Here is a 16119-nt window from a genome sequence, read left to right as displayed (position 1 = left end):
GGGTTCCCGGATTTGACGCATCGAGACAGAAACTTTACATTTCGGGACATCTGCGGGAATGGCTGGCAGGAACGGTTGGCATGACCGACCTCATTCGCAGCGCAGGCTTGAGCTATTACCCCGAGGTCGCCCGGTCGGTCGGGCTCGATCCCAGCCAGATGATGCGCAAAGTCAGGCTGCCGCTGGCCTGCCTCGACCAGCCGGACATCCCCATCGCCGTCGCCGGTCTGCGCCGCCTGCTCGAATTGTCGGCAAAGGCGTCCGGTGCCGAGGATTTCGGCCTGCGTCTCGCCGAGCGCGGCGGCCTCACCAATTTCGGAGCGGTCGGCCTGATCGTGCGCGAACAGGCGACCGTCGGCGAAGCCATCGAGGCGTTCTCGCGTTTCATCCATATCCATCATGACGGCATGCGGCTCGACGTCACGCCTGACGAGCGGACGGTGACCATCACGCTGCATTTGCGCGGCCGGCGGCCGCGCGCGCCGCGGCAGTCGATCGACATGGCGCTCGGCAGCGTCCACCGCATCATCCAGTCGCTGTTCGGCAGCGATTGGCGGCCGCTGGAGGTGCATCTGCACTATCCGCCGCCGCTCGATCGCAAGCGCTACCGCGACTTCTTCGGCTGCCGGGTGACCTTCAATGCGGACGACGATGCGATCCTGTTGTCGGCGCACGACATGGAGCGCCGGATCCCAAGCGCGCATCCCTTGATCGCGAATTACCTGCGCAAGCGGATCGAGGCGATCGAGAGCAGGCCGGCAAGCTGGGAGGCGAAGGTCGACGAGGTGGTGCGGACCCTGCTCGCCAGCGGCGATTGCACGGTCGAGCGCGTCGCCGAGCATCTGGCCTGCACCCGCCGCACCATCCACCGCCGCCTTGCTGCATCGGGCACCAGCTTCTCGGCCATCCTGGACGCGCAACGCGCCGATCTCGTTGTCCAGCTGATCGAGGATCCCGCCCGGCCGCTGGCCGGCATCGCGGTGCAGCTCGGCTTCTCCGCGCAGAGCGCTATGGCGCGCTGGTTTCGCGGCCGCTTCGGCTGCACCATCACTGATTGGCGCAAGGGCGTGCGGCCTCTCTCGGCACCCTCGGCGAGTGCCGCCTGACTTCAGCGTGCCGGAGCGGCCACGCCCATCGTGGCGAGCGCCCGCCGCCCGCTGCCGACGAGCAGCGGACCGAATGCGACGGCAAATCCCAGGAAGGCGAGAATCCAGCCGCAGGCGGCGATGTGCAGCAGCACATCGCCATACGCGGGCAATACGACGGCAGCGACCCGGGCCAGAGCCGCAATGATGATTGCAGCATAGATTCCCTGAATCGCCGGCGAAGCCGTCAGGGCCTGTCCGGTATGGCCGAGGCTGGCGCGGGTCATCACTGCGAGCGTCATCGTTCCCGCCGCACCTGCCATCCAGGCGTGGATGCCGGCGCTCGGCGGCAGCGCGCCGAAGGCCGCCACAGCGTTCAGGATGAAGCCGAGCGGCAGGAAGACATAACCGACATGCAGGATCAGCAGCAGCCGCTCCCGCCTGGTGCGATCGCCGGCCCAGCGTGCAAGCCGAACCAGGTGCAGCACGCCAGCCGCCGCCATCGCGATTCCGGTGAACATGTTCAGCGGTGCCGCGATCCATGCGATCAGCGCGAGCGCGCTCAAGCCGATTACCGCGCCGTCGAATCGTCCGAACGGCACCGGCAGGCGGCCGGGATTGAACTTGACCAGCCAGTTGCGGGTGAAGCTCGGAATGATGCGGCCGCCGATCAAGCCGATCAGCAGGATGACGACGGCAATGCCGACGCGGAAGCTGACGTCGGCCGTGCCTTCGTAATGCGTCTCGATATGGAAGGCGAGGTTGCTGGCGAGCAGAACCAGCACCAGCCCCACCACCGGCAGGTTGCGCCAGGTGCCGCCTGCGATGATCTCGCGCGTCGCGGCGGCAACGACCAAGGCCAGGAACGCGGCATCAACGACCAGGGCAAACGCCCAACCGGTATTCGCCGACAGCGTCACCGCGACGCGCCCGGCAAGCCAGACCGTCAAAAAGGCCGCGAGCGGCGCGCCCTGGATCGGCAGGCGCCCCGTCCAGTTCGGAATGGCGGTGAACAGGAAACCGGTGATGACAGCCGGCAGGAAGCCATAGAGCATCTCGTGGATGTGCCAGTCGCGCGGCGCGAATGCGGAGCTCACCGACAATTCGCCATAGAACATCGGCAGCCAGGCCAGGATCGACAGCGCCGCCTGGACTGCGGCGAGCAGGAAAAAGCGGCGAAAGCTGTTCGCAAACAGCGGCCAGCCCGCAAAGTTGCGGGATCGGGCGCCAGCCATGGGTCAACTCCAATCAATTCAGATCGTTACTTGGAAAAATACTGCCGCCCGGCCGCCTCGTTTTGCGCTATCGCAAACTAGTGGACGATTGCAGGTGCCATCACACTCCCTGTTGCCAGGGAGGCAGAATGGCCAAGGTCGACACATCGCTGGTTGCGCATTTGCCGCTGTTTGCGGGGATGACGCCGGAAGCTCTCGACGAGATCCTGCGTGAGGCCCGCTCGGCGCGCTATCCCAAGAACAGTGCGATCTTCGAGCAGGGGGCGGACGCGCAGTCCTTCTTCCTGCTGCTGCACGGCCATGTCCGCGCGGCCAAGACCACGCCGTCCGGCGAGGAGATCGTGATGCGCTATGTCGCGCCCGGCGAGACGTTCGGGCTCGCGATGGCGATCGGAGCCGCACGGTATCCGGCGACTGCGACGGCGGTCGACGACAGCGTCGTGCTGATCTGGCCGACCTCGGCCTGGCCGCGGCTGGTCGAGCGGTTTCCGGCGCTTGCCGCCAACACGCTCCAGACCGTCGGCACGCGGCTGCAGGAAAGTCATACCCGTATCCTGGAAATGTCGACCCAGCAGGTCGAGCAACGCATCGCGCACGCGCTGCTGCGCCTCGCCAAGCAGTCCGGCAAGAAGCTCGACCACGGCATCGAGATCGACTTCCCGATCAGCCGCCAGGACATCGCCCAGATGACGGGCACCACGCTGCACACCGTCAGCCGCATCCTGAGCGGCTGGGAGAGCCAGGGCCTCGTCGAGAGCGGCCGCCAGCGCATCATCCTGCGCGAGCCGCACAAGATCGTGGTGCTGGCGGAGCGGAGCGCCGACAGCGGCGCGGCGTGAGAGACACCTCTCTGTTCAAGCTAGGGATGAGGCGCGCTTCCGCTTACGGCGAAAGCGCGCTCATCATCCGGGAATCCACGCACACCTGCGCGATTCCTGATCGCTTCACGCCGGGACGCATTCGCTCAACGCCGCGAGGAACTTGTCGCGGTCGATGCCATGCTCGCGGCAGGCGTCATCGACCGTATGGAAGGTCGCGATCGGACAGCCGACACAAGCCATCCTGAAGACGAGAAACACGCGGATCGTGTGCGGAGCCGAATGCATGATGTCATCGACCAGATCGTCGGATCGGAAGGGCATGGATTTGCTTACGCAAATTCCGACCTCTCCCCACAGGCGGGGAGAGGTGAAAGCTACACAGCCCGACTGTGCAGCTGCTTGCCCGGATCCAGATGCGCGTCGAACGCGGCGGCGACGCTGCGGACCAGGAAGCGCGAATCCCCGGCGACGGCGAGCCGGTCGCCGTCCAACCTCACGACGCCGTCGGAGATCAGCGGCTTCAGACGCCAAGCCGATTTCAGCATGGCGCCCGCCTCCGCGCCGTGGCGCGCACAGATGTCGCCGAGATCGGCACCGAACTCGCACATGATGCGTTCGATGATGTCGGCGCGCAGCCGGTCGTCATTGGTAAGGCCATAGCCCTTCGCGGTGGCGAGGCGGCCGGCGGCGATGCTCTGCGCATAGGCGCCGATCTGCACCTCGTTCTGGACATAGCCCTGCGGGAGGTGCCCGATCGCGCTGGCGCCGAAGCCGAGCAGGACTTCGCTCCGATCGGTGGTGTAGCCCTGAAAATTGCGCCGCAGCGTGCCCTGCTCGAACGCCACGGCCATGGCATCGTCAGGCCGCGCGAAATGGTCGAGCCCGATCTGCACGTAACCGGCTTCCTTCAGCGCATTGGCAATGGCGCAGGCCTGGTCGTGGCGCGCAAGGCCGTCGGGCAAAACCGCCTCATTGATCATGCGCTGGTGCTTTTTGAACTGTGGCACGTGAGCATAGCCGAACACCGAGAAGCGGCTGGGCGCGAGCGCGAGGCTGCGCCGGACCGTCTCCAGGCACGAAGCCATTATCTGGTGCGGCAGCCCGTAGATCAGGTCGAAGTTGATTCCCTCGATCCCGGCGCCGCGGAGCATCTCGACCACGGACGCCGTCTGCGCAAAGCTCTGCACGCGGTTGATCGCCCGCTGCACCACCGGATCAAAGCTCTGCACGCCGAGGCTTGCACGGTTGACGCCGGAGAGCCGCATCGCCTCGACCATGTCCGCGGTCAATGTGCGGGGATCGATCTCGACCGCGATTTCGGCCGAAGGCAGCACGAAGAATTCCTGACGCATCGTCGCCATCAATTCGGCAAAGGCATCCGGCGCCATGATGGTCGGCGTACCGCCGCCGAAATGGATGTGCTCGACCTTGATGCGGTGGCCGATGGATTCGGCGGTCAGCGCGATCTCGCTGCGCAGCGTCCGCTGGTAGCCGGCGATGAGCTCCTCGCGGCGGACGATCTGGGTATGGCAGCCGCAGTACCAGCACATCTCGCGGCAGAACGGCACGTGCAGATAAAGCGAGGCGCTGGCGGCCACCGGCAGCTCCGCCAGCCAGCGGGCATAGGCGTCGGGACCGATCGCGGGCGAGAAATGCGGTGCGGTCGGATAGCTGGTGTAGCGTGGCAGGCGTTCTTCGCCGTAGATCGCCGCAAGATCAGCTCTCATGAGTTAACCCATTCGTAAATGTCCGCCGCGCGCGAGACCTCGCGGCAAATCACGGAATGAACTCAAATAACCCGGATCGGCGGACGCGACTTTGCGCTCGCGCAAAACGCGGGCACCGGTTCCCGGCCATGGTGAGAAAAATCGCGGCTATTCGGAGCGTTTGCCATGAGGCTTTTCGCACTCGAACTCATTCTCTCCCTGCTCGACGTCCGCGGCCATATCCCGCGTTTCGACGACTTCCGGCCGGCCCCGGCCACGCCGGCCCCCGCCGGCGTGGTGCGCGCCCTGGCTGCCGCGACCGCCGTCTTCGCCGCGCTGGCGCTGGCGATCTGGGGATTGGTCTGGCTCGCCGTGAACCTGCTCTGACCGGCAGCGCCTTCGCCAAGGCCTGCCTTGCGATCTCATCCACGCGCATGAGCGGGGCGATCGAGATCGTCCTCCAACTTGAACATGCAAACGAGTTGCCGCCGAGTTGACGCTCGGCCTCGATCGGCATCGCGCCTGCGAACGCGGTGAGTTGGCATCGCCGATCCCGCTCCTTCGAGAAATCCAGGTCCTGTTGCCGAGGTGAATCCGGCGGAAGCTTGTCGCAGCGCAAACACGCTTGCCGTAACAGGCCCACACTGCACTCCGTCATCAAAACCAATTTCAGATGAAGGATGCTTCCGATGTTCACCCGCAGAGCCGCATTGATCAGCGCCGCCGCGACCGCCCTGATGTTGGCGACCCCGGCTTTCGCCGCCAGCGATCTCAAGCTGCCGCGTCAGAAGGTGGAGCTGGTCGCTCCGCCCTTCGTGCACGCGCACGAGCAGGCCACGACGCAGGGCCCCAAGATCGTCGAGTTCAGGATGACGGTCGAGGAGAAGAAGGTCGTCATCGACGACAAGGGCACCACCTTTCAGGCGATGACGTTCAACGGCTCGATGCCGGGCCCGCTCATGGTCGTGCACGAGGGTGACTACGTCGAGCTGACGCTGGTCAATCCCGCGACCAACACCATGCCGCACAACATCGACTTCCATTCCGCGACCGGCGCGCTCGGTGGCGGCGAGCTCACGCTCATCAATCCCGGCGAGCAGGTCGTGCTGCGCTGGAAGGCGACCAAGACCGGCGTGTTCGTCTATCACTGCGCACCGGGCGGCCCGATGATCCCCTGGCACGTCGTCTCCGGCATGAACGGCGCCGTGATGGTGCTGCCGCGCGAGGGGCTGAACGACGGCAAGGGCCACGCGCTCAAATACGACAAGGTCTATTATATCGGCGAGCAGGACATGTACGTGCCGCGTGACGAGAAGGGCAATTTCAAGTCCTACGAATCGCCGGGCGAAGCCTTCACCGAGACCGAAGAGGTGATGAAGAAGCTGATCCCGACCCACGTCTTGTTCAACGGCAAGGTCGGCGCGCTCACCGGCAAGAACGCGCTCACCGCGAAGGTCGGCGAGAACGTGCTGATCGTGCACTCGCAGGCCAATCGCGACAGCCGTCCGCATCTGATCGGCGGCCACGGCGACTATGTCTGGGAGACCGGCAAGTTCGGCAACGCGCCCGAGGTCGGGCTCGAGACCTGGTTCATCCGCGGCGGTTCGGCAGGAGCTGCGCTGTACAAGTTCCAGCAGCCCGGCATCTACGCCTATGTCACGCATAACCTGATCGAGGCCGCCGACCTCGGCGCCACCGCGCACTTCAAGGTCGAAGGCAAGTGGAACGACGATCTGATGATGCAAGTGAAGGCGCCTGCCGAAATACCTCCTGCCACCAACTAGACGCGACGAGGGGCCGGTCACACCGGCCCCTTTTCCTTCTGCGGAGGAATGATTGTGCTGATCGCATTCAAGCTCAAATTGGCACTTGCCTGCGCGGCCGGGCTTGCGGGGCCGCTGGCCATTGCGCCTCTGGTCTCGGAGGTGACGACGCGCCAAGCGGGAGGCGAGCCGGCCTTGGTCGAGGTCGCCGCGGGCAGCTTCTCCTATCGCGAGGCAGGCGATTTCACCCGCGGCGGACAGCAGGCGGAAGCGCCGCTGCACACCGTGCGGATGAACCGACCGCTGCGCATCATGCGAAATCAGGTCGCCTCATCCGACTATCAGCATTGCGTACAGGATGGCGCCTGCCGCGCACTCGATCGCCACGTCGCAATCGCTCCCGATCGTCCCGCAGTGCAGGTGAGCTGGCACGACGCCGAGGCCTATGCAGGCTGGCTGTCGCGCAAGACCGGCCATCAATACCGCCTGCCGAGCGACGAGGAATGGGCCTTTGCCGCCAGCTCCAGATTCCGGGATGACGGGGTACCGGTCGATGCAAGCGACCCCTCGAAGCGCTGGATCAGTCGCTATGAGCGTGAATCCGGACGCGACCTCTCCGACACCACGACCCATCGCTTCGGCAAGTTCGGCCCGAACGAGCATGGCGTCGAAGACCTCGCCGGCAACGTCTGGGAGTGGACCGCGACGTGCTTCGTGCGCTCGCGTGTCGATGACGCCGGCAATCCCGGCCGCGCGACCGTGAATTGCGGCGTGCGCGTCGCCGAGGGTGCGCACCGCGCCTATGTCACCGACTTTATCCGCGACGCCCGTGCCGGCGGCTGCGCCCAGGGCGTGCCGCCGGCCAATCTCGGCTTCCGCCTTTTACGCGAGGAGACGTCGTGGCTGGCCAGCGTCTCGCAGCGCCTGAGCAAGACGAGGGGCGCCTCTCGTCTCGCTTGGCCTGCGTCTCATTAGAATGAGTCTAAGATAGATATTGGAATTGCTCTAAGCTTATGCCGTCGCGACATCGCGTCGCTAACGTTGTCCCAACGCCTGCGCTACTCAAGCGGCATTCAATCGTGCGCCTGGGAGCAGCCCTTATGATCTATCTTCGCGTCCTCGCCGCTTCTGCGGCGGTGTTCAGCCTGACCACGTCTTTCGTGTCGAAGGCAGCCGCCAATGGCGAGGTCAACGTCTATACCTACCGCGAGACCAAGCTGATCCAGCCGCTGTTCGATGCGTTCACCAAGGACACGGGCATCAAGGTCAACGTCGTCTCCGCAAGCTCCGGTCTGGAGCAGCGCATGAAGGCGGAAGGGGCCAACAGTCCCGCCGACGTGCTGCTGACGGTGGACATCGGCCGCATCGACGAGGCCGTGCAGGCCGGCGTCACCCAGCCGATCAAGTCGGAGGCGGTCGACAAGGTCGTGCCGGCGCAGTATCGCGATCCGGACGGACACTGGGCCGGCATCTCCATGCGCGCGCGCGTGATCTATGCCTCGAAGGATCGTGTCAAGCAGGACAAGATCACCTATGAGGAGCTCGCCGATCCCAAGTGGAAGGGCAAGATCTGCATTCGCTCGGGCCAGCACATCTATAACAACGCGCTGTTCGCGGCCTACGCGGCCAAGTACGGCGAGGCCAAGGCCGAGGAATGGCTGCGCGGCGTGAAGGCCAATCTCGCCCAGAAGCCGTCGGGCGGCGATCGCGAAGCCGCGCGTGACGTCGCCGCTGGCAAATGCGACATCGGCATCGGCAACACCTATTATTGGGCGCTGATGATGAACAACGATCCCGAGAAGAAGCCCTGGGCGGAGGCGACCCGCGTCATCCTGCCGACCTTCGAGGGCGGCGGCACCCACGTCAACCTCTCCGGCGTGCTGCTCGCCAAGAACGCGCCCAACAAGGCAAACGGCATCAAGCTGATCGAGTGGCTCGTCAGCGAGCAGGCGCAGCAGATGTATGCCGACCAGAATTACGAATATCCGGTTCGGAGCGGTGTCGCCGTCAACGCGACCATCGCGGGCTACGGCAAGCTCGGCCCGGATCCGTTGCCGATCGCAAAGATCGCCGCCAACCGCAAGGCTGCGGCCTCGCTGGTGGACAAGGTCGGCTTTGACAACTGATCTCTGGCGGCCCACGTCTGTCAAACCGCTGGAAGCAACGAGCACACGGCCTCGCGCGAGGGGCCGTGTGCACGCCGGGCGCGCCGCAACCGCCATCGCGATCGCAACCGCGATCCTGGTCGCGGCGCCCGTGATCTCGATCGTTTCGCTGGCTTTGCAGCCGGCGTCCGATGTGTGGCACGACCTGATCAACTACGTGTTGCCGGCCGCCCTTCTCGACACGGCCCTTCTGCTCGTCGGGGTCGGCGCGGTCACACTTTTGATCGGCGCCGGCACTGCGTGGGTGATGTCGCGGCACGATTTTGCCGGCCGAGGCTTGCTGCTGTGGCTGATGCCGCTGCCGCTGGCAATTCCGACCTATCTTGCGGCGTACGTCTATGCCGATCTGTTCGAACCGCTGGGCCTGGTGCATCGCACACTGGCGATCTGGCTGCCGCTGGGTGATGCCCTCGGCCTTCTGCCCAACCTCCGCTCGCTGCCGGGCGCCATCTTCGTGATCGGGCTCGTGCTCTACCCTTACGTCTATCTCTCGGCGCGCGCGACGTTCCAGATTCAGTCAGCCGAATTCGCGGAAGCGGCCACGACGCTGGGCGCCGGCCGATGGACCATCTTGTGGCGCGTTTCACTGCCGATGGCGCGGCCGGCGCTGGCGGTCGGCGTGGCGCTGGTCGCGCTGGAAACGCTCAACGACATCGGAGCCAGCGAATATCTCGGCATCCGCACGCTGACCGTCTCGATCTTCACCACCTGGCTCAACCGCGGCAGCCTTGCCGGTGCAGCGCAGCTCGCATGCCTGATGCTTGCGATCGTCGCCGGCCTGATCGCGATGGAGCGCTACGGCCGCCGCAACGCCAACATCGAATTCTCGGCCGAAAGCCCGCATGTGAGGCAGCGAACCCCGCTGTCGGGCGCAAGAGCGTCGATCGCGTTCGCGGTCTGCGTGCTGCCGGTGCTGATCGGTTTCGTGGTACCGCTGCTCTATCTGGCGCATCAGGCTCTCGGTCGCGGCCTGCTTGCGAATTTCGACCCGCTCCTGTGGCGCCACACCTTCCATTCGTTTGCCTTTGCGGGGCTCGCGACGCTCATGGCGCTGATGCTTGCGCTCGCCACGACGATCGCGCACCGCTTGCGGCCGGATCCTCTGCGATATGTCGCGCTGAGCATCGCGCAGGCCGGATACGCGCTGCCGGGCCTCGTCATCGCTCTCGGCCTGCTCACCCCGGTCCTGGCGGTCGACAATGCGCTGAGCGCGGTCGCGACCTGGACCGGACGTTCCCTTCCCGGGCTGGTCCTGGTCGGCTCCGGGATGGCCGTCGTGATCGCCTACACGATTCGTTTTCTGGCCGTGCCGGTCGGCATGATCAAGGCCGGGTTCGACAGCATTCCGAGCGACTATGACGAGAGCGCGCGCGCGGTCGGCGCAGGCCAGGCGGTCATGTTGAGGCAGATCTATCTGCCGTTGCTCCGGCCGGCGATGCTTGGCGCCGTCATCATCATGTTCGTCGATTGTCTGAAGGAGCTCCCGGCAACGCTGCTCTTGCGGCCCCTCAACGTCGAAACATTGTCCACGTCGATCTACCAGTACGCAAGCCGCGGCAATTTCGAGGACGGCGCACTCGCGGCCCTCCTGATCATCGCGGCGAGCATCGGCCCGGTTGCCTGGCTGACCCGGTTCTCCGAGGTGCCGAGCGGCCCCGCTTGAAGGGGCACATCGTCCGCACATTCATGGCGCTCGCGGCGCCTGCAACCTGCTCAAATCTTCCGCGCGAACATGCGAAAGCCGGGTGCGCCGATGATTGCCTCGAAATTCGGATCGCGCTTCTCTTCGACGAAGACAAAGCCCGCCTTCGAGTAGGCGCGCTCGGCCGGCTCGTTGCCGATCAGGAACGATATCGTCGTCCGGGCAAACCCCGCTGCCCGCCCTTTGTCCAGCGCATGCGCGATCAACGCCTGCATCAAGCCGCGACCACGATAGGCAGGGTCAGTCGCGACATGCTCGATCATCCAGTCGCCCTCGCCGCCCTGGACCCAGCAAGCTCGCGAATAAGCACCACGCTGGCGGATGGCGTCGAGCTCTGACGCCGTGAGCCCAATTGAGAGACTGACCTCTTCGATCGCGCGCCATGCCGCAGATCCGGTGCCGGCCGCCGGCACGGCGCAAAGTGCAGCAGCGGGCTTGCCATCGATCTCGGCGACCAGGAACTGCGAAACGTGCCACATCGACACCGCCCGTGCGACGGCGACGCCCGCGACGAAAGCGAGGCACTCCGCTTCCGGCCAGCCGAGCGCCACGTCGAACCAGCCGCGCGGCCGGTGGCCGCGCATGGAATTCAGGATGGTTTGTGCGATGAATTCGGCATCTTCGGGACGCGCGGACCGTATCGTCATGCGCGCCCCTTTACGGCGACCTTACGTATTCTTCAGCGCGACGCGGAATTCGGCTTCGGTCTTGGCCTTGACCTCGTCGAGCGAGACGCCGTCGGCGAGCTCGATCAGCGCCATGCCGCCGGTGCCATGCTTGTCGATGGTGAAGACGGCGAGATCGGTGACGACCATGTCGACCACGCGCTCGCCGGTCAGCGGCAGATTGCACTTTTTCAGCAGCTTCGGGCCGTCCTTGGCCGAATGCTCCATCACCACGACGACGCGCTTGACGCCGGCGACGAGATCCATCGCGCCGCCCATGCCCTTGACCATCTTGCCGGGGATCATCCAGTTGGCGAGATCGCCGTTCTGGGCCACCTGCATGGCGCCGAGGATCGATAGATCCATGTGGCCGCCGCGGATCATGCCGAAGGAATCCGCGCTCGAGAAATACGAGGTCGATGGCAGCTCGCTCACCGTCTGCTTGCCGGCGTTGATGAGATCGGCGTCTTCCTCGCCCTCATAGGGGAACGGCCCCATGCCGAGCATGCCGTTCTCGCTCTGCAAGGAGACATCCATGCCATCGGGGATGTAGTTCGAGACCAGCGTCGGGATGCCGATGCCGAGGTTGACGTAATAGCCGTCGCGCAATTCCTTCGCGGCGCGCGCGGCCATCTGTTCACGGGTCCAGGCCATATGAGTCTCCTGTTGCGCTTAAGCGGCGGGGCGCGGGCGGGTGTTGCGGAATTCGATGCGCTTCTTGGCCGTGCCGACCTCGACGATGCGCTTCACGAAGATGCCGGGCGTGTGGATGTGGTCGGGATTGAGTTCACCGGCCGGAACCAGATGCTCGACCTCGGCCACCGTGATCTTCGCGGCGGTCGCCATCATCGGGTTAAAGTTACGCGCGGTCTTGCGGTAGATCAGGTTGCCGGCGGTGTCGCCCTTCCAGGCGTGCACGATGGCGAGGTCGGCGAATAGGCCGCGCTCCATCAGGTACTTCTCGCCGTCGAATTCCTTCACTTCCTTGCCTTCGGCGATCAGCGTGCCGACGCCAGTCTTGGTGTAGAAGGCCGGGATGCCGGCGCCGCCGGCGCGGATGCGCTCGGCCAGCGTGCCCTGCGGATTGAATTCGAGTTCCAGCTCGCCGGCGAGGTATTGCTGGGCGAACAGCTTGTTCTCGCCGACATAGGACGAGATCATCTTCTTGATCTGGCGGGTTTCGAGCAGGCGGCTGAGGCCGATCCCGTCGACGCCGGCATTGTTGGAGACCACGGTCAGGCCCTTGACGCCGGACTCCCGGATCGCGTCCGACAGCTCCTCGGCAATGCCGCAGAGGCCGAAGCCGCCCGACATGATCATCATGTTGTCTCGTAGAATGCCGTCGAGCGCCGACTTGGCGTCGGGATAGACCTTGTTCATGCAAAAAACCTCGACTGAACCTTCGGCTGGCGGGCGTCGTGCCTCATTGGCGGCGATTATTAGGCGAAATGGTCCGAAGCCGTCAATGATACGGGGTTCTCCGCTCCGCCCCTGGGTGATAGAAGCTGCTCATGCCGTGGGCATAACCGTGCAGCGGCCTTGAAAGCGTCAAGAAAACCCATCAAGTTGCGGCACTTAACACCATAGGATCTGGGCGCACGCAAGCTTTCGCGGCCCGCCCTTCTGGCTCCAACGACCAACCCGATCAGGACATGCCATTGACCATGGCCCAAGGAATGAAGCGCCTCGGGACGCCGATCGCGGCGCTGCTCGGCATCGCGCTGATCGCCCTGATCGCGACCTCCTGGCTCATCAACCGCGACGCGCTGCGCAAGGCGGTCGAAGCGCAGATCCGCGACGTCACCGGGCTCGAGCTCAATGTGGCAGGCAGCATCGACATCTCCGTGCTTCCGGCGAGCTACATCTCCTTCCGCGACGTCGGCCTCAAGGGCGGCGGCACCAGCGCTCCCGCGCTCCAGGTCGACGTGCTCACCGCGAATTTGCGGCTGCTGCCGCTCTTGCTGCAACGTTTCGAGATCGCCGACCTGACGCTGCTGCGGCCGCGCATTCACGTCAGCCTGAAGCCGGACGGCGAGAGCAACTGGACGCCCTTCATCCAGACCATCGCACGCACCATGAAGCCCGGGGCCGAGAACCAGGTCTCGTTCTCCGAAATCCGCATCCAGGACGGCGTGCTCGATTACGAGGACGTTGCCACGCATGCCACCGAGAAGCTCGAGGACATCGACCTGTCGCTGGCCTGGCCTTCGATCTCGCGCTCCTTTGCCGCGACCGGGCAGTTCGACTGGCGCGGCGAGCGTGTCGACGGCTCGATCAGCTTTTCCGATTTCGTCGCTGCCCTCTCCGGCGAGCGATCCGGCCTGAAGGCGCGCATCGCCAGCGCGCCGCTCAAGCTCGCCTTCGACGGCAGCGTCGCCAACCGCACCAGCCCGATGATGGAGGGCACGCTCACGGTGGACAGCCCGTCCTTGCGCAACGCGCTGCGCTGGACCGGGCAGCCGCAGCCCGGCAGCGGCGGCTTCGGCCGCTTCGTGCTGAAGGCGCGCGCCAACGTCGTCGGCGCCTCGATCGCGCTCACCAATGTCAACGTCGAGCTCGACGGCAATGCCGCCGAGGGCGTCATGACCTACGCCAATAACGGGCGGCAGACGCTGCAGGCCACGCTCGCCGCCGACGCGCTCGACTTCACACCTTATATCTCAACGTTCCGCCTGCTCGCGAGCGGCGCGCGCGAGTGGAACAGGCAGCTGTTCGATCTCCAGGGATTGTCGACCACCGACCTCGACATGCGCCTGTCGGCGGCCAAGCTGACGGTCGGGCCCACGAGACTCGGCCGCACCGCGATCGGCGCCAATTTGCGCAACGGCACGCTGGCGCTCTCGGTCGGCGAGGCGCAGGTCTATGGCGGTATCGCGAAGGGCTCGTTCGGCATCGCGCGGTCCGATACGGTCGCCGACATCAAGGCGCAATTCCAGTTCACCGACGTGGATCTGCAGGCCTGCGCCACCGAGCTGTTCGGCCTCAACAAGCTGTCCGGCCGCGGCAATATCAACGTCTCGCTCTTCGCCTCGGGCTCGAGCCCGTTCGGCCTCGTGCAGTCGCTCGACGGCAGCGCCACCGTGACCGGGCATAACGGCGCGATCGCGGGCTTCAATGCCGAGCAGCTGCTGAAACGTCTGGAGCGGCGGCCACTGTCGGGCGGCGGCAATTTCCGCAACGGCTCGACGCCATACGACAAGCTCACGATCTCGGTGAAATTCTCCGACGGCATCGCCACCGCCGAAGACATCCGCATCGAGGGCCCGGCGGCCAAGATCACGCTGACCGGCACCGCCTCGGTGCCGACCCGCGAATACGACATGAAAGGCGTGGCGAGCCTCAACACGGCGTCCGGCTTTCAGTTGCCCTTCATGGTGCAGGGCCCCTGGGACGATCCCCTGATCTTTCCCGATCCCGAAAGCCTGATCCGGCAGTCGCCGGCGGCGTCTCCCTTCCTCGATCTCCTCAAGCAGCGGATCACGGGGGGCGGAAAGCGCCCCGACGGATCGCCGACGGCGGAGAATGCCAAGGAAAACGCCAAAGAAAACGCCAAGTCCAACTAGGGCAAGATCCGGCGCGGGCGTCACGCGGCCGATTGGGTCGTCGAAATCCAGCTCTTGTCCTCCCGCACCAGGGGCGCCGCAGCGATCGCCGGCGCGGCCGCGGCCGCAGGCGTGCTGCCCTGGCCGAGTTCACGGGCCAACACCTCGCGGTCACAGGCATTCTCCCACAGCGAAATGGTGATGGACGCCACGCAATTGCTGACCATGCTGGTCAGCGCCCGCGCCTCCGACATGAAGCGATCGATGCCGACGAGCAGTGCCACGCCTGTCACGGGCAGATCCGGCATCACCGAAAGCGTCGCGACAAGCGCGACAAAGCCGCTGCCGGTGACGCCGGCCGCCCCTTTGGACGTCAGCAGCATCAGCCCGAGCATCGCGGCGATCTGTCCCCACGACAGGTGAATGTCGCAGGCCTGCGCGATGAAGATGGACGCCAGGGTGAGATAGATGGCGCTGCCGTCCAGATTGAAGGAATAGCCCATCGGCAGCACGAGCCCCGAGACGCCCTTGCGGCATCCGAGCTGCTCCAGCTTGCGCAGCGCGCCAGGCAGCGCCGGCTCCGACGACGAGGTGCCTAGCACGATCAGCAATTCTTCCTTGAAGTAGCGGATGGTCTTCCACAGGCTGAAGCCGTTCAGTCGCGCCAGCGTGCCAAGCACGACCACCACGAACACGGAACAGGCGATGTAGAACGTCAGGATCAGCAGTCCGAGTGAGCCGATCGAGCGGATGCCATAGCGGCCCACGGTGAACGCCATGGCGCCGAAGGCGCCGAGCGGAGCGAGCTTCATGATGAAGCCGAAGGCCACGAACAGCACGTGAGAGAACGAGGTCACCGCCTTGGTCACCACCACGCCTCCGTCGCCGGCTCGGCTGAGGCCGAAGGCGATCAGGATCGAGATCAGCAGGACCGGCAGCACTTCACCGTCGGCGAACGCTCCGAAGAACGAATGCGGGATGATGTGCAGCATGAACTCCGTAAATCCGGTCGCGCTGGCCTGCTTGGTGAATTTCGCAGCCACCGACGGATCCAGCGTGCTGACGGAAACATGCATGCCGACGCCCGGCTGGATCAGCCAAACGGCGACCAGCCCGGCCAGCAATGCGAGCACGGTCAGCAGGTAGAACAGCGCCATGGACTTCACCAGCGTGCGGCCGACCTCTCGGGAATCGCTGATGCTGGTGATGCCGCTCACGATGGTGCAGAACACGATCGGCGCGATCATCATCTTGACCAGCTTGACGAAGCCGTCGCCGAAGGGTTTTAGCGCGGCACCGAATTCAGGCCAGAAGTGACCGGTGAGGACACCGAGCGCGAGGCCAATCAGCACCTGGACATAGAGAATCCGGTAGAATGGTTTTCCCGCTTCGATGTTGGCGTGGCCAACCTGCGCTTCCTTGTGCATTCTCATCT

General features: G+C 65.1%; 15 protein-coding genes. 8 read left to right on the top strand and 7 right to left on the bottom strand.

The window, feature by feature from the left end; translation table 11 throughout:
* Window positions 1–80 precede the first annotated feature (80 nt).
* Complete coding sequence (locus HZZ16_RS09625) at window positions 81–1106, top strand: AraC family transcriptional regulator (protein ID WP_197948225.1); 1026 nt, start codon at window positions 81–83, stop codon at window positions 1104–1106.
* A gap of 2 nt (window positions 1107–1108) precedes the next feature.
* On the opposite strand, the gene HZZ16_RS09620 is transcribed toward HZZ16_RS09625, so the two are convergent.
* Window positions 1109–2320 (bottom strand): NnrS family protein, encoded by a 1212-nt coding sequence (locus HZZ16_RS09620; protein ID WP_197948224.1) that lies wholly within the window; start codon window positions 2318–2320, stop codon window positions 1109–1111.
* A gap of 128 nt (window positions 2321–2448) precedes the next feature.
* Here HZZ16_RS09620 and HZZ16_RS09615 point away from each other — a divergent pair, with 128 nt between their 5' ends.
* Window positions 2449–3159 (top strand): Crp/Fnr family transcriptional regulator, encoded by a 711-nt coding sequence (locus HZZ16_RS09615; protein WP_197948223.1) that lies wholly within the window; start codon window positions 2449–2451, stop codon window positions 3157–3159.
* 105 nt (window positions 3160–3264) lie between these two features.
* On the opposite strand, the gene HZZ16_RS09610 is transcribed toward HZZ16_RS09615, so the two are convergent.
* A complete protein-coding gene (locus HZZ16_RS09610; protein ID WP_197948222.1) occupies window positions 3265–3462 on the bottom strand; it encodes a DUF1858 domain-containing protein in 198 nt (65 codons plus the stop codon).
* A gap of 53 nt (window positions 3463–3515) precedes the next feature.
* Window positions 3516–4868, bottom strand: coding sequence for an oxygen-independent coproporphyrinogen III oxidase (hemN, locus tag HZZ16_RS09605; RefSeq protein WP_197948221.1), 1353 nt, complete (start codon window positions 4866–4868; stop codon window positions 3516–3518).
* 165 nt (window positions 4869–5033) lie between these two features.
* Between hemN and HZZ16_RS09600 the strand changes: the two genes are divergently transcribed.
* From HZZ16_RS09600 to HZZ16_RS09580, 5 genes are all read left to right on the top strand, one after another.
* The gene (locus HZZ16_RS09600) at window positions 5034–5234 is read left to right on the top strand and encodes a hypothetical protein (protein ID WP_197948220.1); all 201 of its coding nucleotides are present in this window, start codon (window positions 5034–5036) and stop codon (window positions 5232–5234) included.
* Window positions 5235–5536: 302 nt separating this feature from the next.
* A complete protein-coding gene (gene nirK / locus HZZ16_RS09595) occupies window positions 5537–6631 on the top strand; it encodes a copper-containing nitrite reductase (protein ID WP_197948219.1) in 1095 nt (364 codons plus the stop codon).
* A gap of 54 nt (window positions 6632–6685) precedes the next feature.
* The gene (locus HZZ16_RS09590; protein ID WP_197948218.1) at window positions 6686–7585 is read left to right on the top strand and encodes an SUMF1/EgtB/PvdO family nonheme iron enzyme; all 900 of its coding nucleotides are present in this window, start codon (window positions 6686–6688) and stop codon (window positions 7583–7585) included.
* 125 nt (window positions 7586–7710) lie between these two features.
* Window positions 7711–8736, top strand: coding sequence for a Fe(3+) ABC transporter substrate-binding protein (locus tag HZZ16_RS09585; protein WP_197948217.1), 1026 nt, complete (start codon window positions 7711–7713; stop codon window positions 8734–8736).
* Between the two features lie 67 nt (window positions 8737–8803).
* Complete coding sequence (locus tag HZZ16_RS09580) at window positions 8804–10438, top strand: ABC transporter permease (protein ID WP_197948216.1); 1635 nt, start codon at window positions 8804–8806, stop codon at window positions 10436–10438.
* A 50-nt stretch (window positions 10439–10488) separates the two neighbouring features.
* On the opposite strand, the gene HZZ16_RS09575 is transcribed toward HZZ16_RS09580, so the two are convergent.
* Genes HZZ16_RS09575 through HZZ16_RS09565 form a run of 3 tightly spaced genes read right to left on the bottom strand, consistent with a single transcriptional unit; the run spans window position 10489 to window position 12522 of the window.
* The gene (locus HZZ16_RS09575) at window positions 10489–11124 is read right to left on the bottom strand and encodes a GNAT family N-acetyltransferase (protein WP_197948215.1); all 636 of its coding nucleotides are present in this window, start codon (window positions 11122–11124) and stop codon (window positions 10489–10491) included.
* A 21-nt stretch (window positions 11125–11145) separates the two neighbouring features.
* Window positions 11146–11796, bottom strand: coding sequence for a CoA transferase subunit B (locus tag HZZ16_RS09570; protein ID WP_197948214.1), 651 nt, complete (start codon window positions 11794–11796; stop codon window positions 11146–11148).
* Window positions 11797–11814: 18 nt separating this feature from the next.
* Complete coding sequence (locus HZZ16_RS09565; protein ID WP_197948213.1) at window positions 11815–12522, bottom strand: CoA transferase subunit A; 708 nt, start codon at window positions 12520–12522, stop codon at window positions 11815–11817.
* A gap of 284 nt (window positions 12523–12806) precedes the next feature.
* Between HZZ16_RS09565 and HZZ16_RS09560 the strand changes: the two genes are divergently transcribed.
* The gene (locus HZZ16_RS09560) at window positions 12807–14705 is read left to right on the top strand and encodes an AsmA family protein (RefSeq protein ID WP_197948320.1); all 1899 of its coding nucleotides are present in this window, start codon (window positions 12807–12809) and stop codon (window positions 14703–14705) included.
* A gap of 20 nt (window positions 14706–14725) precedes the next feature.
* On the opposite strand, the gene dctA is transcribed toward HZZ16_RS09560, so the two are convergent.
* Window positions 14726–16111 carry a C4-dicarboxylate transporter DctA gene (gene dctA / locus HZZ16_RS09555; protein ID WP_197948212.1) on the bottom strand — a complete coding sequence of 462 codons (1386 nt, stop codon included), beginning with the start codon at window positions 16109–16111 and terminating at the stop codon, window positions 14726–14728.
* Between the last annotated feature and the right edge of the window lie 8 nt (window positions 16112–16119).

Origin of the sequence: Bradyrhizobium glycinis, from assembly GCF_016031655.1 — a bacterium.
In the GTDB taxonomy this organism is placed as follows: domain Bacteria; phylum Pseudomonadota; class Alphaproteobacteria; order Rhizobiales; family Xanthobacteraceae; genus Bradyrhizobium; species Bradyrhizobium glycinis.
The sequence above is the reverse complement of the archived record's forward strand: the minus strand, read 5'-3'. Positions and strand labels throughout refer to the sequence as shown.